The following is a 19955-nucleotide window of genomic DNA, read 5'->3' on the forward strand; positions in this document are numbered from 1 at the left end:
GGACGCCACGTTTGTTCCCGAACGTGACTTGCCGAACAGCCCGGACCGCCGGTGTCAGACGAGCGTGACCACCAGCTTGCCGCGCGCGTGCCCGTGCCCGGCCACCTGCTCGATCGCCTCCACCGCACGGTCGAGGGGGTACGTCGCGCTCACGATGGGCAGCAGCACGCCGTCGGCCACCAGGCCGCCCAGCGCGACGAGGTCTTCGCCGCTCTCGGTCGCGACCACGTTCACCACCCGGTGCGGGCTGAACCGCGACAGCAGCGGCACCGCCAGCATGTCGGGCATGGGGCCCAGCAGGCCCTCCTTGCTGCCGTCGTTGGCGAGGACCACCCCGCCGGGCACCACCACGCGCCCGAGCGCGCGCAGGGGGTACCGGCCGGCGTTCGTGAAGACGACGTCGAAGCGCCGCTCGCCGGCCGTGACGTCGTCACGCGTGTAGTCGACGACGTCGACGGCGCCGAGCTCGCGCACCATCGCGGCGTTGCGCGGGCCGCACACGCCCGTCACCCGCGCTCCCCACGCCGCGGCGATCTGCACCGCGAAGTGGCCGATCCCGCCGCCCGCGCCCGTGATCGCTATCCGCTGCCCGGCCGTGAGCTCGGCGGCGCGCAGGAACTGCAGGGCCGTGACGGCCGCCATCGGCATGGCCGCCGCCTCGATGTGGGTGAGCTCGAGCGGCCGGCGCGCGATGCTGTCGACGGAGGCGAGCGCCAGCTCCGCGAACGTCCCGCCGGCGCCGAACCCGAACACCTCGTCGCCGGGTGCGAACGCCGTCACGTCCGGGCCCACCTCCAGCACCACGCCCGACAGGTCGGCGCCCCGGACCGGCGGCTTCGGGCCGGTGAACCCGCCGGTCATCGGGCGGGCGATCAGGGGCTGGCCGGCGGCGAAGTGCCAGTCGTACGGGTTGACGCCGGCCGCGTGCACGCGGACCAGCACCTGCCCCTCACCAGGGACGGGATCAGGGACTTCACGCACCTCGAGGGCGTCCCAGCCGTACCTGTCCTGTGTCAGTGCCCGCATCAACGGCCTCCTGGCCTACCACGCTCCGGGACGTGCGCTGCCCCCTGCGGGAACAGGCTCCTCCGGCCGTCACGAACGGGTCAAGGATGAACTCGGTGCTCAGCGCGGGAATCGCTGCGGGCTCGGCCCGCGGCTACGCCGTCGCGGCCTGCATCTGCCGCAGCTCCTTCTTGAGCCCCGAGATCTCGTCGCGCAGCCGCGCCGCTACCTCGAACTGCAGCTCCGCGGCCGCCGCGTGCATCTGGTCGGTCAGCTCCTGGATGAGCTCGGCGAGCTCGCTCGCCGCGGCGCCGGCCAGCCGGTTGCCCGACGTCGCTGCCTCCTTCGGCGTGCCCGGCACCCGGGCGCCCCGGCCCTCGCCCTTCGCCTTGCGGTTGTTCCGGTAGCCGCCGGCCAGCAGCTCCTGGGTGTCGAGGTCCTCCCGGGCGAGCATGTCCGTGACGTCTGCGATCTTCTTGCGCAGCGGCTGGGGGTCGAGGCCCCGCTCGGTGTTGTAGGCGATCTGCTTCTCGCGGCGCCGGTTCGTCTCGTCGAGGGCCATCTGCATCGCCGGCGTGATCTTGTCCGCGTACATGTGCACCTGGCCGGACACGTTACGGGCCGCGCGGCCGATGGTCTGGATCAGGGACCGCCCCGACCGCAGGAAGCCCTCCTTGTCCGCGTCGAGGATCGCCACCAGCGACACCTCGGGCAGGTCCAGGCCCTCGCGCAGCAGGTTGATGCCCACGAGCACGTCGTACTCGCCGAGCCGCAGCTCGCGCAGCAGCTCGACGCGGCGCAGCGTGTCCACGTCGGAGTGCAGGTAGCGCACCCGCACGTTGCGCTCCAGGAAGTAGTCGGTGAGGTCCTCGGCCATCTTCTTGGTCAGCGTGGTGACCAAGACGCGCTCGTTGCGCTCCACGCGGTCGCGGATCTCGCCCAGCAGGTCGTCGATCTGCCCGGTCGTCGGCTTGACGACCACCTCGGGGTCGATCAGCCCGGTGGGGCGGATGACCTGCTCGACGACGCCGTCGGACAGCGAGCGCTCGTAGTCGCCGGGGGTGGCGGACAGGTAGACCGTCTGCCCGATGCGCTCGGTGAACTCCTCCCACTTCAGCGGGCGGTTGTCCATGGCGCTCGGCAGGCGGAAGCCGTGGTCCACGAGGGCGCGCTTGCGGGAGGCGTCGCCCTCGAACATCGCGCCGATCTGGGGCACCGTCTGGTGGGACTCGTCGATGACGAGCAGGAAGTCCTCGGGGAAGTAGTCGAGCAGCGTGTTGGGCGCGGTGCCCGGCTCGCGGCCGTCGATGTGCATCGAGTAGTTCTCGATGCCGGCGCAGGTGCCGATCGAGCGCATCATCTCGATGTCGTAGGTGGTGCGCATGCGCAGCCGCTGCGCCTCCAGCAGCTTGCCCTGCTTCTCCAGCTCGGCGAGCCGCTCCTCGAGCTCCTTCTCGATGCCGCCGATGGCGCGCTCCATGCGCTCCGGGCCCGCGACGTAGTGCGTGGCCGGGAAGACATAGATCGACTGCTCGCTGCGGACCACGTCGCCCGTGAGCGGGTGCAGCGTCTGGATCGACTCGATCTCGTCGCCGAACATCTCGATCCGGATCGCGAGCTCCTCGTACACCGGGATGATCTCCACGGTGTCGCCGCGCACCCGGAACGTGCCGCGCGTGAACGACATGTCGTTGCGCGTGTACTGCATGGTCACGAACTGGCGCAGGAGCTGGTCGCGGTCCACGACGTCGCCGACGTCGAGCCGGACCATGCGGTCCACGTACTCCTGCGGCGTGCCCAGGCCGTAGATGCAGGACACCGAGGCGACGACTATGACGTCGCGCCGCGTCAGCAGCGACGAGGTGGCCGAGTGCCGCAGCCGCTCCACCTCGTCGTTGATCGACGAGTCCTTCTCGATGTAGGTGTCCGTCTGCGCGATGTACGCCTCGGGCTGGTAGTAGTCGTAGTACGACACGAAGTACTCGACGGCGTTGTTCGGTAGCAGCTCCCGGAACTCCGTGGCGAGCTGCGCGGCGAGCGTCTTGTTGGGCGCCATGACGAGGGTCGGGCGCTGCAGCTTCTCGACGAGCCAGGCAGTCGTCGCCGACTTGCCCGTACCCGTGGCGCCCAGCAGCACCACGTCTTTCTCGCCCGCCTGGACGCGTTCGGTGAGCTCGGCGATCGCCGTCGGCTGGTCGCCGGCGGGCTGGTACTCGGAGATGACCTCGAACGGGGCCACCGTGCGCTGCAGGTCGGTCACGGGTCGCATGCCACTACGGTACGGCGGACCACTGACACTCCCGAGCGCGGGCCCGGATCAGTGCACCGTCCCCGCCGTCACGACCGGCTCCGCCACCTCGCCGCGGGCCGCCGCGAGCGCCGTGCGCACCACGATCTCCGGGGCGCGGGCGAGCGCCGCCCGCGGAATCACGCGGAGTCCGCCTCCGCCTCCTGCGCGACCTCTCCGGCCACGCGCTGCCACAGGGTATCGACCTGGGCGCGAAGGTCGTCCTCGCTCCCCGACCCGTCGAGCGTGACGTCCGCCGCGGCGAGCCGCTCGCCGTCCGTGGCCTGCGCGGCGACGCGGGCGCGCGCGGCGTCCTCGCCCAGCCCGCGGCCCTCCACGAGGCGTCGCACCCGCTGCTCGGCGGGCGTGTGCACCACGACCACGAGGTGGAAGTGGCCGGCCTGCCCGGTCTCCACGAGCAGCGGGATGTCGTGCACGATGACGGCGGTCCCGTCCGCGGCGGCCGCCTTGGCCTCCCGTTCCGCCGACAGCCGGCGCACCTCGGGATGCACTATGTCGTTCAGCCGGCTGCGGGCGGCGGCGTCGGCGAACACCAGGGCCCCGAGGCCGGGCCGGTCGAGGCTGCCGTCCTGGGCCAGGACGCCGTCGCCGAACGCCTCGACGATCTCGGCCAGGCCGACCGTGCCGGGCGCGACCGCCTCCCTGGCCAGCAGGTCGTGGTCGATGACGACGGCGCCGAGCTCGGCCAGGCGCGCTGTCGCGACCGACTTGCCGGCCGCGATCCCTCCGGTCAGTCCGATGCGGAACATGGGACCATCCTGCCCCCTGTGGCCCGCGCGTGTCGGACGCGGGCCACAGGGCCGATCAACCGCAGGTTGGGCATGACGCGGGTCAGACGCGGGCAGGCGTGCGGGCCGCCGTGCGCTCCGGGGTGAAGGCCACCGGCAGCACGGCGGGGTAGCGCGACCACGGCGACGGCGCCCACGTCACGTCCGGGTCGGTGAGCCGCAGGTCCAGCCGCTTCATGAGGCTCTCCACGGCGATCTTCACCAGGAGCCGCCCCGGCCGCTTGGCGGGACACGCGTGCGGCCCGACGCCGAACGACAGGTGCGACTGGTTGCCCGCCTCGAACAGGTCGTCCGCCGTGCGCACACGCGGGTCGTTGTTCGCCGCGGCCACGCCCATCACCAGCGCGTCCCCGGCCTTGATCTGTGCCTGGCCGAGCGTGCAGTCGGTGACGGCGTACCTGGCCGGCAGGTTCGCGACGGGCGGCTCGCTCCACAGCGTCTCGTCCATCGCGTCGTCCAGACCACGGCGCACGCCCGTGACGCGGCCCGTGTACCGGGGGTCGGTGAGCATGCGGCGCAGCGTGGCGGCGATCCAGGTGATGAGCATCTCGTTCGCCGCGCAGATCGCGATCACCATGGTGTGCGCGATCTCGATGTCGTCCTCGAAGTTCGGGTGCTCGATGAACTCGGCGGTCAGGTTCGGCCCGGGATTCGCCCGCGTCGCGATGACGTGGTCCATCACGATCCGGTCCATCCTCTCCAGGGCCGTCACGGGGTCGCCCCCGTGCCCGAAGATCTCGCTCGCGCACTGCAGCAGGGCGATCCCCTGCTGCTGGTCGAAGCCGAACATGCCGGACACGGCCAGGAACGACACCGCCGCCGCGTACTCGCCGATCAGCTCCGCGCTGCCCCGGGCGGCGAACGCGTCGATGAGCCCGTTGCAGACGCCACGCACGATGGCCGCGGTGCGCACCTCGTCCATGCTCGCGAACGCCTCGTCCACCGGGAGCCGCAGCCGCCGGTGCTCCGGGCCGTCCTCGAAGTACAGGTTCCGCCGTCCGGTCGGGGACAGGATGGCGTGCAGGTTCGACTCCCGCGGCAGCTGCTCTCTCCAGTGCCGTGGGTTCCGGGCGAAGATGCTCTCGGTGCGCATCACCTCCATGACCTCGGAGTGGCCCAGCACGAGCCAGCCCGGCACGCCTGGCTCCAGGTCCACGGGGGCAACCGGCCCCCACTGGTCTTGCAGCTTGCGCAGTGCCGCAGTCATGTCCTCGGCACCGGTCAGGTCCACCAGGGCCACCCGGCCCCCGCTCCGCTGCGGTTCCAGGTCAGGCATGGCCCTCCAGCCGTCGATATTCATCAGATCTTCCATCGAAATATGGGGCGACCTGCGTAGACGCCCGATCAAGGGTTTCTATCACGGGCGGCGGAGAACACGAAACACCCCTGTGGTCGAGGCCGCTCACCGTTAACCCGCTGTTTACATCCGCCCGCATGTAATCCGGGGGGCTGTGTCCGGCGGCGACCGGGCCGCGTGGGACGATTCGAGGGTGAGCATGCACGGAGGCGGCGGGAGCATGGGCGGCGGCCGTGCGATGCGGTCGTTCACGCAGGACGGCTCCGTCACCCAGCAGCGCCTGGGGTGGTCCACGCTGCGGCGCATCGTCGGTTTCGCCCGGCCGTACCGGGGCCGGCTCATCCTGTTCGTGCTGATCCTGGCCCTGGAGGCCGCGGCGGGCGCGGCCACGCCGCTGCTGTTCCAGCGGATCATCGACGACGGGATCACCGCCGGCGACACGCGCCTCGTGATCCTGCTCGCGGCCGCCGCGGGGCTGCTCGCCGTCGTGGCCGCCGGGCTGTCCGTGGCGGACCGGCTGGTCTCGTCCCAGGTCGGCGAGGGACTCATCCTCGACCTACGGGTCGCCGTCTTCGACCACGTCCAGCGCATGCCGCTCGCGTTCTTCGCCCGAGCCCGCACCGGCGCCCTCGTGCAGCGCCTCAACGGCGACGTGCTCGGGGCGCAGCGCGCGTTCACCTCGACCCTGCAGACCGTCGTCTCCAACACGCTGACCATCGCGTTCACGCTCGCGGCGATGTTCACCATGTCGTGGGAGCTCACGCTGGGCGCCCTCGTGCTGGTCCCGCTGTTCGTGTTCCCCGCGCGCTGGTTCGGCCGCCGGCTCGCCGTCCTGACCCGTCGAGGCATGGAGGTCGACGCCGACCTGGGCCAGGTCATGAACGAGCGGTTCAACGTCGCCGGCGCCCACCTCGTGAAGGTCTTCGGCGACCCGACCGCCGAGTCCGCGCGGTTCGCGGGACCCGCCCGCGAGCGCCGCGACCTGGGCGTCCGGACCGCCCTGTTCGGGACCTGGTTCCGGGTGGGCCTGTCCACCATCGCGTCCCTGGCCGTCGCGGGCGTGTACGGGATGGGCGGCCTGCAGGCGATAGCGGGCGAGCTCACGGTCGGCACCGTCGTGGCGCTCGCCACGTACCTCACGCGCCTGTACGGGCCGCTGACGGCGATGGCAAACGTGCAGGTCGACGTGATGACGGCGCTCGTCTCGTTCGAGCGGGTGCTGGAGGTGCTGGACCTGGAACCTTCGGTGGCCGAGAAGCCGGACGCCGTCGACCTGCGGGCCGCCGTCGCCGTCCGGGGTGCCTCGGTGTCCCTTGCGGGCGTGACGTTCCGGTACCCGCGGGCCGGGGAGGTGTCGCTCGCATCCCTGGAGTCGGTGGCCGGGCAGCGCAAGGACCCGACGACGGACACGCTGCACGACGTCTCGTTCGAGGTGCCCGCCGGTTCGATGGTGGCGCTGGTGGGCCCGTCGGGGGCGGGCAAGACGACGGTCTCGCAGCTCGTCAGCCGCATGTACGACCCGACGTCGGGCGTGGTGCGCATCGCCGGCATCAACCTGCGCGACGTGACGTTCGGATCGCTGCGGGCGACAGTCGGCGTCGTCTCGCAGGACGCGCACCTGTTCCACGACACGGTCGCGGCGAACCTACGGTTCGTCCGGGCGGAGGCGACGGACGCCGACCTGGAGCGGGTGCTGCGCCAGGCGCGCATCTGGGACCTGGTCGACCGGCTGCCCGACGGGCTGGAGACGGTGGTGGGCGACCGCGGCTACCGGCTGTCCGGCGGCGAGCGGCAGCGCCTCGCGATCGCGCGGCTGCTCCTGAGGGCACCCGACGTCGTCGTGCTCGACGAGGCCACGGCGCACCTCGACTCGGAGTCGGAGGCCGCGGTGCAGGTGGCGCTCGACCAGGCCCTCACGGGGCGGACGTCGCTGGTCATCGCGCACCGTCTGTCGACGGTCCGCGCGGCGGACCGGATAGTGGTGCTCGACGACGGGCGGGTGGCCCAGTCCGGCACGCACGCCGAGCTCCTGGCCGCGGGCGGCCTCTACGCCGACCTCTACCGAACCCAGTTCGCGGAGACCGCCTAGCCTGTGATGCCTGGGGATGTGGTCCTTGTTGGCGTCGAATCGAAAGCAACGAGTCCACCCTGCCCGTTGTCGACGTGCAGCCTGCGGTTGAACGTCCGCCAGGACGCGCAGGTTGCGGTTCGGCGCACGAACCAGATCTGCTGGGCGGCCGGGGTCCAGGGCTGGAAGGATTGGCTTGTGGGCTCCCACGACCATCACCTGCCGGACGGCCACAGCGGCCGCCTGACCGCCGCGTTCACGATCACGGCGGCGGTGCTGCTCGCCCAGGTCGTCGGCGCGCTGCTCACGGGCAGCCTCGCGCTCCTGGTCGACACCGTCCACCTGCTGACCGACGCCGCCGGTCTCGCGATGGCCCTGTTCGCGGCACACCTGGTGGAGCGTCCGCCGTCGGCCCGGCGCACCTGGGGCTACCGCCGCGCCGAGGTCATCGCCGCGCTCGCCCAGGCGGGCGTGCTGCTGGCCGTCGGTGTCTACGTCCTGGTGGAGGGCATCGCGCGGCTCGCGTCGCCGCCCGACGTGCCCGGCCCGGAGCTGGTCGTCTTCGGGGTGGTCGGCCTGGTCGGGAACCTGGCCGCGATGGCGGTCCTCGCCGGGCGGCGGTCGGCGAACCTGAACCTGCGCGCCGCGTTCCTCGAGGTCGCGAACGATGCGCTCGGGTCGCTCGCGGTGGTGGTCGCGGCGGTGGTCATCACGCTGACGGGCTGGCAGCGGGCCGACGTCGTCGCGGGGCTGTTCATCGGCGCCCTGATCCTCCCGCGGGCGCTCCGGCTGCTGCGCGAGACCGTCTCGGTGCTCCTGGAGTCGTCGCCACCGGGCCTGGACCTCGACGAGGTCCGCGCCCACCTGCTGGAGCTCGACCACGTCGAGGAAGTGCACGACATGCACGCGTCCCTGATCGCGACCGGCCTGCCCGTGCTGAGCGCCCACGTGGTGGTCCGCTCCGACTGCTTCACCGACGGCCACGCGGCCCGCATCCTGGACCAGCTGCAGGAGTGCGTCGCCAAGCACTTCGACATCGCCGTGGAGCACTCCACGTTCCAGGTCGAGCCGCACACGCATCCCGCCCACGAGCACCCGCAGCACGCCTGACCGCCGCTTTGCCTGGCCACACCTTGCCCGGCTGCGTCACACCTGGCTGGACCGCGCCCGGCAGCGCCGCGCCCGGCCAAGCCACGCCCCGCTACGCCGTGTCCGGCGACCGAACGGGCGGCGGGTTCCGGATCGCCGCCTCGACCCGCGCGAGCACCGCCCGGGACCGCTCCAGCTCGGCCCGGTAGCGCTCCGGCAGGTCGGCGGCGAGCCGGCGGCGCATCTCCACGGCCTCCCGCGCGTGCCCGAGTGCCGCGACGTTGTCGCCGGTCGCGCTCAGCGCGCTGGCGAGGTTGGAGATCGCGAGCGCCAGGTCCGGCCGGTGCTTGTCCGGGTGCTCGACGGCGAGCTGCCGCCGCATGGCGACGGCCTCCCGCATGGGCCGCAGGGCGTCCTCGGCCTTGTCCAGGTCCAGGAGGGTCGCCCCCAGGTTCGCGAGCGCCTCGGCGAGGCCGGTGCGGTACTTCTCCGGCTGCTCCCGCACGAGGCGCCGCAGCATGTCGACGGCCTCCTGCGTGGGGCGCAGCGACTCCTCGAACCGGCCCAGGTCCGCGTACCGCACGCCGAGGTTGGACAGGGACTGCGCGAGGTACTTCAGCGACCGGGCGTTCTGGCTCGCCAGCCCCCGGCGGATGCCCAGTGCCTCCTCCTCGAGCAGGACCGCCTCGTCGTACCTGCCCCGCCGGGCGTAGGTGACGCCGAGGTTCGACAGGGAGTGCGCGAGGTAGTGCAGGTACCGCTCGGGGTGCTCACGGGTGAGCTCGCGCCGGATCTCCAGGGCCTCGCGCTCCAGCCGGATCGACTCGTCGGCGCGGCCCGTTGTCGAGTACAGGGCGCCGAGCGCGGAGAGCGCGCCGGCCAGGTCCGCGCGCGTGCCCCGCGCGTTCTCCTTCGCGAGGCGGCGCTGGATCTCCAGCGCCTCGACGAGCACCGTGCCCGCCTCCTCGTACCGCCCGAGGGCCTCCAGCGTGGTGCCGAGCTGGCCGAGCGACCAGGCCAGCTCCCCGAGGTGCTCGGGGCGGGCCGCGGCCAGCCGGCGCCGGATCGCCACGGCCTCCGCGTTCGCGGGCAGCGCGTCGTCGGGCCGCCCGTTCTCCGTGAGGGCCTCGAAGTTGCCCAGCACCGCGGCGACGCGCGGCTCGTACTGGACGGGGTCGCCCTCCGCGAGGCGGCGGTAGATGTCGAGCGACGCACGCTGCGCCGGCTCGATCTCGCTCACCCGGCCGAGCTCCGTGTAGGACACCCCGGCGTTCTGCAGGGCACGCGCGTGCTCGGCGTCGGCCCAGGGCGCGTCCCCCGGCGGGAACCGGCCGCACAGGGCGATGACCTCCTCCTGGACGGCGAGGGCGTCGCGGTGCCTGCCGACCCCCCAGTACCCCAGGCCGAGGTTGTTCAGGGCCGTGCACAGCGGGGGACGGTAGCGGTCCTCGTCGGCCCAGGCGAGGCCGCGCCACAGCCCGACCGCCTCCCGCAGCACCGGTACGGCAGCGGACGGGTCTCCCTCGGCGACCAGCACGACGCCGAGATCGCTCAGCGCCTCGCCCCGCTCGGCCTCGTCGCCCACGGTCCGGGCAAGCTCCGCCACGCGGTGCGTGACACGGTCCAGCACGGGGACGACCAGCGGGCCCGAGGAGCGCGGCAGCCAGCGCGCCACCCGCATGAGGCCGGCCAGGTCCTCGGGCCGCTCGTCCGGCAGGGCGGACGCCGCCGCCGCGATCAGCTCCCCGGTGACGTCCGGCCCCGCGGCGGGCCGGTCCAGGCTCATCCCCGTCGCGAACGCCAGGACCCCGAGCGCCTCACCCGGCTCCAGGTCGCGCGTGCACGCGGCGGTCAGCTCGGCCGAGGCACCCAGGACCCGGGACACGAGCAGCTCCGCCAGGCGCGGGACGCCGAGCAGGTGTGCGCGCACCCAGGTCACTGCCTCCGCGGTCCGGCCGGGCGCCGGTTCCACGCCCGCGCGGCGCAGGGCGGCCCGCACACCGTCGTCCGAGGTGTCCCCCAGCAGCGTCGCCGTGGCCAGGGCGGCCTCGGCGGTCCCGCCGGGCCCCGCCACGAGGCCGGCCGCGGCGGCCGAGCCCGCCCAGGCGGCACGCTCGTGGTCGAGCACGACGTCGAGCGCGCCGACCGCGTCCACCGCGTCGAGCGCCGGTGCTCTCCGGGCCCCCGGCGCCCCCCGCCCGCCGTCGAGCACCGCCGCCAGCGCGGCCGCGTGCAGGTCGAGCACCCGCAGCCGCTGGTCCGGCGCGGGCTCGAACGGCACCTCCGGCACCGGCCGGCCCAGCACCCTCGCGAACCGGGTGACAAAGGCCTCCAGCAGCGCGCGGTCGTCGTCCGAGCGGTCGACCTCCAGGCCGAGCGCGGGGTCGAACGCGACGTCCAGCTTCCGGTCGAGGGCGGGCTCCAGCGCCATCTGGGTGACCGACGGCGTCCGCCCGGCCCACAGCGTGCTGGTCCACCGCACGCGCCGCCACCACTGCCCGCCGGTGCGGGCGATGCACAGGACCCGGAGCCTGCCGTGCGCCCGGGTCTCCCCCACGGCGTCGAGCATCGCGGACAGGCCGGGCCGCGACCCGGCGTCGTCCACGACGAGCAAGGCGCGCCGCGCGGTGGCGACGCCGGCCACCGCGGCCACCTCCTGGCCGGGCGGCACGTGGACCACCGTCCACCCCGTGCGCCGCATCCTCCGGCCGAGCTCGAGCGCGAGGCGCGTCTTGCCCACGCCACCGAGCCCGCACAGCAGGCGCAGCGCCACGGGTTCCCGCGACCGCACCCATGCGCGCAGGTCCGCGAGCTCCCGCCCGCGGCCCATGAACGGCACGACCCCCCGTTCGGGCGCGAGGAGGGCAGCCGGGCGCACACCCCACGCCTCGTCGGCTCCCGGTCGGCTCATGGGCAGTCATCCAACAGCACTCCGACCGTCCTGGCCAGCGTGCGCGGTGATACCCCATCGGGCGCGTGAGGCAGCGTTATGCCTGGTCAGCGAGCCGCACGCGGTGCGAGGCCGAGCCCGGCCACCACAGTCCGAAATACCCGTAGGCTGAAAACGACGACGGCCCGCCGCCCCCGGAGGGGCGACGGGCCGTCGTACAGCTCAGATCAGTTGCCCGTGAGCTTCTCGCGGAGCGCGGCGAGCGCCTCGTCCGAAGCCAGCGTGCCGCCGACCTCCTCGACCGGAGCCGAGGAGTAGGTGGTGCTGCCGCCGCCACCACCGGCCGGAGCGGCGGCCGGGGCCTCGCTCGTGGCCTCGGTGTCCGCGGTGAGCGCCTCGGCGACCTGCTTGCGGTGCGCGGTCCAGCGCTCGTGCGCCTTGGCGTACTCCGCCTCCCACGCCTCGCGCTGCGCCTCGAAGCCCTCGAGCCACTCGTTGGTCTCCGGGTCGAAGCCGTCCGGGTACTTGTAGTTCCCGGCGTCGTCGTACTCGGCGGCCATGCCGTACAGCGCGGGGTCGAAGTCCTCGGACTCCGGGTCCACGCCCTCGTTGGCCTGCTTGAGCGACAGCGAGATGCGGCGGCGCTCCAGGTCGATGTCGATGACCTTGACGAACACCTCGGCACCGACGGTGACGACCTGCTCCGGCAGCTCGACGTGGCGCACGGCCAGCTCCGAGATGTGGACCAGGCCCTCGATGCCGTCCTCGACGCGCACGAACGCACCGAACGGAACCAGCTTGGTGACCTTACCCGGCACGACCTGACCGATGGCGTGCGTACGGGCGAAGGTCTGCCACGGGTCCTCCTGCGTCGCCTTCAGCGACAGGGAGACACGCTCGCGGTCGAAGTCGACGTCGAGCACCTCGACGGTGACCTCCTGGCCCACCTCGACGACCTCGGACGGGTGGTCGATGTGCTTCCAGGACAGCTCGGAGACGTGCACCAGACCGTCGACGCCGCCGAGGTCCACGAACGCACCGAAGTTGACGATCGAGGAGACGACACCCGGGCGCACCTGGCCCTTCTGCAGGGTCTGCAGGAAGGTGGAGCGAACCTCGGACTGCGTCTGCTCGAGCCAGGCACGGCGCGAGAGCACGACGTTGTTCCGGTTCTTGTCGAGCTCGATGATCTTGGCCTCGATCTCCTTGCCGACGTACGGCTGGAGGTCGCGGACGCGACGCATCTCCACGAGGGAGGCGGGGAGGAAGCCGCGCAGGCCGATGTCGAGGATGAGGCCACCCTTGACGACCTCGATGACGGTGCCGGTGACGACGCCGTCCTCCTCCTTGATCTTCTCGATCGTGCCCCAGGCGCGCTCGTACTGTGCGCGCTTCTTGGACAGGATCAGACGGCCTTCCTTGTCCTCCTTCTGGAGGACCAGGGCCTCGACGGCGTCGCCGACGGCGACAACCTCGCCAGGGTCGACGTCGTGCTTGATCGAGAGCTCCCGGGACGGGATCACACCCTCGGTCTTGTAGCCGATGTCGAGAAGGACCTCGTCGCGGTCCACCTTGACGATCGTGCCTTCGACGATGTCACCATCGTTGAAGTACTTGATGGTGGCGTCGATGGCAGCAAGGAAGTCCTCCTCGGTGCCGATGTCATTGACGGCAACCTGGGGTGCGGACTTCGCAGGGGTGGAGATGGTCATTGAGTTCGATGCTCCGATGCGGACATGGCGTAGTACGGACAGGGTCTGTTTGGCTCTGCTTGCGGTACCGATGGTCGCCAGAAGGCGCACGGCACCGCCAGTCATCCTAGTGGCGTCGCAGCGCCCTGGTCAACGCGAGCCAGGGCGCCGCAGGGCTCAGAGCGCGAGCTCCAGGTCCCTGCCCGGGATCGCGTCGAGCAGCGCCCGCGTGTAGTCGGTGGCCGGCGAGTCGAAGACCGTGTCGACGGTCCCCTCCTCGACCACGCGACCCTCCTGCATCACCAGGACACGGTCCGCGATCTGCCGCACGACGGCGAGGTCGTGGGTGATGAAGAGGTAGGTCAGCCCCAGCTCCTCCTGCAGGCCGGCGAGCAGCTGCAGGATCTGCGCCTGGACCACGACGTCGAGCGCCGAGACCGCCTCGTCGCACACCACGAGCTCGGGCGACAGCGCCAGGGCGCGGGCGATCGCCACCCGCTGGCGCTGGCCGCCGGACAGCTCGGCGGGGAACCGCTGCAGCTGGCTCTTGCTGAGCGCCACCTGGTCGGCGAGCTCCTCCACGCGGGCCCGGCGCTTCGCGACGTCGCCGTAGCTGTGCGCGCGCAGGGGCTCCTCGATCGCGCGGAACACCGAGTAGAGCGGGTCCAGCGACGAGTACGGGTCCTGGAACACGGGCTGCACGCGGCGCCGGTAGGCGATCTGGTCCTTGTGCCCGCCGGCGCCCACGAGGCCGCCGTCGAACGTGATGGAGCCAGTGGTGGGCTTCTCGATGTCGAGGATCATCCGCGCCAGGGTCGACTTGCCCGAGCCGGACTCCCCGACCACGGCCACGGTGGAGCCGCGCGGGATGTCGAGGCTCACGCCGTCCACCGCCGTGAAGTCCCTGCTGCGGGACAGCAGGCCGCTGCCGCGGATCGAGAAGACCTTGCTCACGTCCTTGACGGAGACGAGGACGTCGGCGTCGGGCGCGCCGTTGGCGGCCGCGTCCTCGCCGGGGGCCAGCAGGGCGTCGTCCAGCACGTCCTCGAGGCCGCGCTCACGCGCGATCTCGATACGGCGCGAGGCGAGCGACGGGGCCGCCGCCATGAGCCGCTTCGTGTACTCGTGCTGCGGAGCGGTGAGCACCTGGCGGGCCGGGCCCTGCTCCACGATCTCGCCGTGGTACATGACCACGACGACGTCGGCCCGCTCGGCCGCGAGGCCGAGGTCGTGCGTGATGAGCAGCACCGCGGTGCCGAGGTCCTCGGTGAGGCCCGCGAGCTGGTCCAGGATGCCGCGCTGCACGGTCACGTCCAGGGCCGACGTCGGCTCGTCCGCGACCAGCAGCGCCGGACGGCCCGACAGGCCCATGGCGATGAGGGCCCGCTGGCGCATGCCGCCGGAGAACTCGTGCGGGTACTGGCTCGCCCGGCGCCCGGCGTCGGGCAGGCCGACCTCGTCGAGCAGCTCGACCGTGCGCGTCCGCGCGTCCCGGCGGGACCGCAGGCCGTTGTCGATCAGGCCCTCGTCGATCTGCTGCCCGATCCGCATGATCGGGTCGAGGTTGGTCATCGGGTCCTGCGGGACGAGGCCGAGCTCGGTGCCCCGCAGCTGCGCCATGCGCTGTGCGGACACGTGGCCCAGGTCCTCGTCCTTGAACCAGATGTGGCCCTCGGCCACGGACCCGTTGCTCGCCAGCAGGCCCAGCACCGCCATGGCGAGGGTGGTCTTGCCGGAGCCGGACTCCCCCACGATCGCGACGGTCTGGCCGCGCTTGACGGTCAGGCTCGCGTTCGACACGGCGCGCGCCGCGCCGTTCTCCGTCCGGAAGTCGACGCACAGGTCCTCGACGCGCAGGACGACGTCGTCGGGCACAGCGTCCGGCACCGAGTCCGGCACAGCGTCCGGCACCGAGTCCGGCACAGTGTCCGGCGCCGTGGCAGGCGCGGTGGCGGCCGCCGTGGCAGGCGCGGCGTCGGGCGCCGTGCCGGGTGTCTTCTGGTCAGCGGTGTCGCTCATCGTCGGGTCCTGTTCCGGGGGTCGAGGGCCTCGCGCAGGCTCTCGCCCACGAGGGTGAAGCCGAGGGCCGTCACGGCGATGCAGATACCGGGCAGGATCGCGAGGCGCGGCGCGACCGCGAGCTCCTGCTGCGCGGCCACCAGCATGCGGCCCCACTCAGCGGTGGACGGCTCGCCGCCGCCCAGGCCGAGGTAGGAGAGCGCAGCGGCCTCGATGACCGCCGTTGCGAGGGTCAGCGTCGCCTGCACGATGACGGGGCCGACGCTGTTGGGCAGCACGTGGCTCATCGTCACCGAACGCCGGCTCAGGCCCAGCGCGGACGCCGCAAGCACGTAGTCCTGACCACGCTGCGCGAGCATCGAGCCGCGCAGGAGCCGGGCGAAGATCGGTACCTGCACCACAGCGATGGCGACGATCACCGACATCGACGTCTGGCCCGCGATGGCGGCGATCGACACGGCAAGGAGCAGCGACGGCACGGACAGCATGAGGTCCACGAGGCGCATCGCGCCGAAGTCGACCCACTTGCCGAACCAGCCCGCGAGCAGGCCGAGCGCCATGCCGCCGACCAGGCCGAACAGCGTGGACAGGACGCCCACCAGGAGCGAGGCGCGGGCGCCCCAGATCAGCTTGCTCAACACGTCACCGCCGTAGCGGTCCAGCCCCAGCGGGTACTCGGCCGACGGCCCGGGGATCTCCGTCGGGCGGATCTCGGCGCGGCCCGGCAGCTCGTCCGGGCCGTAGGGGGCCAGCCACGGTGCGAGCAGCGCCACCAGCACGAAGACCGCGACGATGACGAAGCCGGTGATCGCGACGGGGTTCTTGCGCAGCGTGCGCCAGGCACGCGCCCAGACGCCCTCACCGGCGTGGTCCTCTCCGCCCGGTCCGTCGCCGTGGATGCTGGTGCGGAGCGGCTCGGCGGCCGCGCCGTCGGTCAAAGGGAGCTCGTTGGCGCTCATTGCTGCCTCCTCAGCCGGGGGTCGATCAGCCCGTACGACACGTCGACGAGCAGATTCACCAGGGCATACACGATCGCGATCATCAGGACGAAGCCCTGCATCACCGGGTAGTCGGCGTTGAACACGGCTTCGGCGAGGAACGAGCCGATGCCGGCGAACGCGAACACCGTCTCGGTGAGGACCGCACCCGACAGCAGCAGGCCGACCTGCAGGCCGATCGTCGTCAGCACCGGGAGCATCGAGTTGCGCAGGATGTGCTCGCCGCGCAGCCGCGCCGGCTTGATGCCCTTGGCGCGGGCGGTGCGGACGTAGTCGGCGTTCTGCACCTCGGACACGGCGGCGCGCGTCATGCGCGTCACGATCGCGAGCGGGATGGAGCCGAGCGCGATGCCCGGCAGGATCAGGTGCACCAGCGCGTCCCATGCCGCGTCCCACTCACCGGTGAGCAGGCCGTCCAGCACGTAGAAGTTCGTTGGATGGGTCGCGACCATCGTGGGGTCCTGCCGGCCCGTGGAGGGGAACCAGCCCAGCTCCACGGCGAAGATGTACTTCAGGATGAACGCGAGGAAGAACACCGGCACGGTCACGCCGATCAGCGACGCGACCACCGACGAGTGGTCGATGAACGAGCCGGCTCGGCGGGCCGCGATGTAGCCCAGCGGGATGCCGATGCCGATCGCGATGACCAGGGCCACCACGGTCAGCTCGATGGTCGCCGGGAACCGCGTCATGAACTCGTCCAGCACCGGGCGGCCGGTCCGCGTGGAGACGCCGAAGTCTCCCTGCAGCAGGCGGGTCAGATACTTGAGGTACTGGACGGGTATCGGCTGGTCGAACCCGTACAGGGTGTTGATCCGGGCGATGGCCTCGGGCGTGGCCCGCTCGCCCAGCAGTGCGGTGGCGGGGCCGCCGGGCAGGGCCCGGACCCACGCGAACAACAGCACCGACAGCCCTAGCAGCAGCGGTATCAAGAGCAGCAGCCGCTGCACGATGAGGCGGAGCATACCTATCCTCGGGAAGTTCCTCGTATGTCACGGACAGCGGTCGGGGCGCGGCAGGCGCCGCGCCCCGACCTGAGCAGTTCACCCTAAGGCGTGATGCGCCCTAGGTATGTCATCACGGCACTTACTCGGTGAACGTGATGACGTTGTAGACCTCGTCCTGCACCGGCGAGACCGGGTAGCCCTGGACCTGCTCGGTGAAGGCGAGCGAGGGCACGGGGCTGGCCAGCGGCACGCCCGGCAGGAACTCCATGACTGCCTCGTTGGCGGCCTTGTACAGGTCCTCCTGCTCGTCGACCGGCGCGTAGCGGGCGTCGCTCAGGCTCTGGAAGAGGTCCGGGTCGTTGAAGCCCCACTCGGCCGACTCGGCACCGAAGAACGTGCCGATGAAGTTGTAGGTGTCGTTGTAGTCACCCGTCCAGCCCAGCAGGTGCAGCCCGTGGTTCGAGCCACCCTGGATGGTGTCGAGGTAGGTGGGGCTCCACGGCTCGGGCGTCGCCGTCACCGTGATGCCGACCTCCTCGAGGTCGGCCGAGATGGCCTCGTAGATCGCCGCGGCGTCCGGCATGTACGGCCGCGAGACGTCGGTCGGGTAGTTGAACTCGAGCTCGAGGTTCTCCTGCCCGGCCTCCTTGAGCAGCTCCCGCGCCTTGTCCTGGTCGAAGTCGTACGTGGCGACGTCGTCGCTGTAGCCCGACACGATCGAGGGGACGAACTGCGTGGCGACCTCGGTGCCCTCGGGCAGCGCGGCCGCGACCAGCGCCTCCTTGTCGATCGCGTGGGCGATCGCCTGGCGCACCAGCGGGTCGTCGAGCGGCTTCTGCTTCTGGTTCATGCCCAGGTACAGGATGTTGAACGGGTCGCGGTCCAGGATCTGGTAACCGGACTCCTTGAGCGCGTCGACGTCGGCGGGGGCGACCAGGTCGTAGCCGTCGATGTCGCCGGCCTCGAGCGCCTGGCGGCGCGCCGTGCCCTCGGCGATGACCGTGAAGACGATGGTCTGGACGTCGCCGAACTCGCCCCAGTAGTCGTCGAACGCGTTGAGGGTGACCGACTCGCCGGCCTTCCACTCACCGAACGTGTACGGGCCGGTGCCCACCGGGTGCGCCGTGGCGTACTCGGACAGCTCCGGGGCGTCCTCGGCGCCGCCGACCTCGTCCGCGTTGAACTCCTGCAGCGCCGTGGGCGACTGCATGGAGAACGACGGCAGCGAGAGCGCCGGGACCAGCTCGGGCAGCGGGCTCTTCAGCGTCACGACGGCGGTCGTGGCGTCGGGGGCCTCGCAGGAGTCGTACTTGCCGTTCTCGCCCTGACCACCGAACACGTGCGTGTAGTAGTAGGACAGCGACTCGGATGCGGCCAGCCCGGTCCAGTTCGCCCAGCGGTCGAAGTTGAAGCACACGGCTTCGCCGTCGAAGTCCGTGTCGTCGTGGAACTTGACGCCTTCCTTGAGGTGGAAGGTGTACTGGAGGCCGTCCTCGCTGATGTCCCAGCTCTCCGCCAGCAGCGGCGCGGGGTCGGCCGTGCCGGGCTCGACCCCGACAAGACCTTCGAACATCTGGCGTGCGACCCGGAACGACTCGCCGTCACTGGCGAACGCCGGGTCGAGCGAGCCCGGGTCGGCGGAGGCGGCGAACACGAACGTGTCCTTGCCGCTGTCCTCGCCGCTCTCGGTGTCCCGCTCGCTCGCGACACAACCACTCAGCGCTGCTGCGAGCACGGTCACCAAGGTGACGCCGCCCGCGAGGCGCGTAGCGCGTCGACGCATGGCACTCTCCTTCCTCGGGCGCACCGGCGGGTCCGGGTTCGGGCACGACGGCGCGCAGACGTTTGGCCTGACCTTAGGAGTCCTTTCGTTGCTTCCGTATTTCACTCGGGCACTCGCAATCCAATCGTGACCCTTTTGTTACCGCTGTGTATGTGGTAATTGGCCCGCGCTTCACGATGACGTGCGAGCGGGGATCGGGCGGGGATGATGGCACCGTGAGCAACGACGAGCCCGTGTCCTTCGGCTACCGAGACCTACCGGACGACGGCGGCGCCGCCCGGAGCTGGTGGGACAGCAATTCCGGCGAGTACCTCGACGAGCACCGCGAATTCCTCGGCGACGCCGGGTTCCGCTGGGGTCCGGAGGGCCTGACCGAGGCGGAGGCCGGCCTGCTGGGCGACGTCGCCGGGCGCGACGTACTGGAGGTCGGGGCCGGGGCGGCGCACTGCTCGCGCTGGCTCACGTCCCGCGGCGCACGAGCGGTCGCCACCGACTTCTCGGCGGGCATGCTGGCCGGCGCCGGCCGCCTCGACGCCGCCACGGGCGTCGTCGTGCCGCGCGTCCAGGCCGACGCGCGCGCACTGCCGTTCGCGGACGGCTCGTTCGACGTCGTCTTCACGTCGTTCGGCGCCCTGCCCTTCGTGCCCGACGCCGTCCGCGTGCACCGCGAGGCCGCCCGCGTGCTGCGCCCCGGCGGCCGCTGGGTGTTCTCCGTGACCCACCCCCTGCGGTGGGCGTTCCCGGACGACCCGACGACCCGCGGCCTGACGGCGAACCGTTCGTACTTCGACCGCCGCCCGTACGTCGAGGCCGACGCCGCGGGCCGCGTCGTGTACGCCGAGTACCACCGCACGATCGGCGACCACGTGCGCGACGTGGCCGCCGCCGGCCTGCGCCTGCTGGACCTGGTCGAGCCGGAGTGGCCGGACTGGAACACCCAGACCTGGGGCGGCTGGGGCCCGGAACGCGGCCGCTACCTCCCGGGCACGGCCATCTTCGTCACGACCCCCTGTGAGTAAAGCTGAGATCTGGTACTTGCGCCGAGATCTTCTGGCGCACCGCCAGATCTCGG

General features: G+C 71.9%; 13 protein-coding genes. 3 read left to right on the forward strand and 10 right to left on the reverse strand.

Annotated elements, in window-relative coordinates; all coding sequences use genetic code 11:
• Positions 1-54: 54 nt before the first annotated feature.
• The 4 genes from C8K30_RS18635 to C8K30_RS18650 form a co-directional block, all read right to left on the reverse strand.
• Positions 55-1026, reverse strand: a complete 972-nt coding sequence (locus C8K30_RS18635; protein ID WP_108494422.1) for an NAD(P)-dependent alcohol dehydrogenase — start codon at positions 1024-1026, stop codon at positions 55-57.
• A gap of 133 nt (positions 1027-1159) precedes the next feature.
• Positions 1160-3274 carry an excinuclease ABC subunit UvrB gene (gene uvrB, locus C8K30_RS18640; protein ID WP_108494423.1) on the reverse strand — a complete coding sequence of 705 codons (2115 nt, stop codon included), beginning with the start codon at positions 3272-3274 and terminating at the stop codon, positions 1160-1162.
• Positions 3275-3432: 158 nt separating this feature from the next.
• Positions 3433-4062, reverse strand: coding sequence for a dephospho-CoA kinase (gene coaE, locus C8K30_RS18645; RefSeq protein WP_108494424.1), 630 nt, complete (start codon positions 4060-4062; stop codon positions 3433-3435).
• An 82-nt stretch (positions 4063-4144) separates the two neighbouring features.
• Positions 4145-5377 carry a cytochrome P450 gene (locus C8K30_RS18650; RefSeq protein ID WP_108494425.1) on the reverse strand — a complete coding sequence of 411 codons (1233 nt, stop codon included), beginning with the start codon at positions 5375-5377 and terminating at the stop codon, positions 4145-4147.
• Positions 5378-5597: 220 nt separating this feature from the next.
• On the opposite strand from C8K30_RS18650, the gene C8K30_RS18655 reads away from it, so the two are divergent.
• Both C8K30_RS18655 and C8K30_RS18660 read left to right on the forward strand, forming a co-directional pair.
• Positions 5598-7487 carry an ABC transporter ATP-binding protein gene (locus C8K30_RS18655; protein WP_233257299.1) on the forward strand — a complete coding sequence of 630 codons (1890 nt, stop codon included), beginning with the start codon at positions 5598-5600 and terminating at the stop codon, positions 7485-7487.
• A gap of 177 nt (positions 7488-7664) precedes the next feature.
• Entirely contained in the window at positions 7665-8576 is a 912-nt protein-coding gene (locus C8K30_RS18660; RefSeq protein WP_108494427.1) for a cation diffusion facilitator family transporter, read from the forward strand.
• A gap of 91 nt (positions 8577-8667) precedes the next feature.
• Here C8K30_RS18660 and C8K30_RS18665 read toward each other — a convergent pair whose 3' ends face one another.
• The 6 genes from C8K30_RS18665 to C8K30_RS18690 form a co-directional block, all read right to left on the reverse strand.
• Entirely contained in the window at positions 8668-11466 is a 2799-nt protein-coding gene (locus C8K30_RS18665) for a tetratricopeptide repeat protein (protein ID WP_108494428.1), read from the reverse strand.
• A gap of 206 nt (positions 11467-11672) precedes the next feature.
• Complete coding sequence (gene rpsA, locus C8K30_RS18670; protein WP_108494429.1) at positions 11673-13157, reverse strand: 30S ribosomal protein S1; 1485 nt, start codon at positions 13155-13157, stop codon at positions 11673-11675.
• Between the two features lie 156 nt (positions 13158-13313).
• Positions 13314-15155 (reverse strand): ABC transporter ATP-binding protein, encoded by a 1842-nt coding sequence (locus C8K30_RS18675; RefSeq protein WP_233257278.1) that lies wholly within the window; start codon positions 15153-15155, stop codon positions 13314-13316.
• Positions 15152-16114 carry an ABC transporter permease gene (locus C8K30_RS18680; RefSeq protein WP_233257279.1) on the reverse strand — a complete coding sequence of 321 codons (963 nt, stop codon included), beginning with the start codon at positions 16112-16114 and terminating at the stop codon, positions 15152-15154. The genes C8K30_RS18675 and C8K30_RS18680 overlap by 4 nt, the downstream gene beginning before the upstream one ends.
• Positions 16111-17118: an ABC transporter permease gene (locus C8K30_RS18685; RefSeq protein ID WP_108494430.1), complete on the reverse strand. Its 1008-nt coding sequence runs from the start codon at positions 17116-17118 to the stop codon at positions 16111-16113. The genes C8K30_RS18680 and C8K30_RS18685 overlap by 4 nt, the downstream gene beginning before the upstream one ends.
• 121 nt (positions 17119-17239) lie before the next feature.
• Positions 17240-18883: an ABC transporter substrate-binding protein gene (locus C8K30_RS18690; protein WP_108494431.1), complete on the reverse strand. Its 1644-nt coding sequence runs from the start codon at positions 18881-18883 to the stop codon at positions 17240-17242.
• Between the two features lie 215 nt (positions 18884-19098).
• Between C8K30_RS18690 and C8K30_RS18695 the strand changes: the two genes are divergently transcribed.
• Positions 19099-19902 carry a class I SAM-dependent methyltransferase gene (locus C8K30_RS18695; protein ID WP_108494432.1) on the forward strand — a complete coding sequence of 268 codons (804 nt, stop codon included), beginning with the start codon at positions 19099-19101 and terminating at the stop codon, positions 19900-19902.
• The last annotated feature ends 53 nt before the right edge of the window (positions 19903-19955 follow it).

This window comes from Promicromonospora sp. AC04, from assembly GCF_003058225.1.
Lineage (GTDB): Bacteria > Actinomycetota > Actinomycetes > Actinomycetales > Cellulomonadaceae > Promicromonospora.

Bases quoted from the DNA above. Each gene is read 5' to 3' on its own strand.
- C8K30_RS18635 (WP_108494422.1), bottom strand. From the start codon at position 1,026: ATGCGGGCACTGACACAGGACAGGTACGGCTGGGACGCCCTCGAGGTG.
- coaE (WP_108494424.1), bottom strand. From the start codon at position 4,062: ATGTTCCGCATCGGACTGACCGGAGGGATCGCGGCCGGCAAGTCGGTC.
- C8K30_RS18685 (WP_108494430.1), bottom strand. From the start codon at position 17,118: ATGCTCCGCCTCATCGTGCAGCGGCTGCTGCTCTTGATACCGCTGCTG.
- C8K30_RS18675 (WP_233257278.1), bottom strand. From the start codon at position 15,155: ATGAGCGACACCGCTGACCAGAAGACACCCGGCACGGCGCCCGACGCC.
- C8K30_RS18680 (WP_233257279.1), bottom strand. From the start codon at position 16,114: ATGAGCGCCAACGAGCTCCCTTTGACCGACGGCGCGGCCGCCGAGCCG.
- rpsA (WP_108494429.1), bottom strand. From the start codon at position 13,157: ATGACCATCTCCACCCCTGCGAAGTCCGCACCCCAGGTTGCCGTCAAT.
- uvrB (WP_108494423.1), bottom strand. From the start codon at position 3,274: ATGCGACCCGTGACCGACCTGCAGCGCACGGTGGCCCCGTTCGAGGTC.
- C8K30_RS18690 (WP_108494431.1), bottom strand. From the start codon at position 18,883: ATGCGTCGACGCGCTACGCGCCTCGCGGGCGGCGTCACCTTGGTGACC.
- C8K30_RS18650 (WP_108494425.1), bottom strand. From the start codon at position 5,377: ATGCCTGACCTGGAACCGCAGCGGAGCGGGGGCCGGGTGGCCCTGGTG.
- C8K30_RS18655 (WP_233257299.1), top strand. From the start codon at position 5,598: ATGCACGGAGGCGGCGGGAGCATGGGCGGCGGCCGTGCGATGCGGTCG.
- C8K30_RS18665 (WP_108494428.1), bottom strand. From the start codon at position 11,466: ATGAGCCGACCGGGAGCCGACGAGGCGTGGGGTGTGCGCCCGGCTGCC.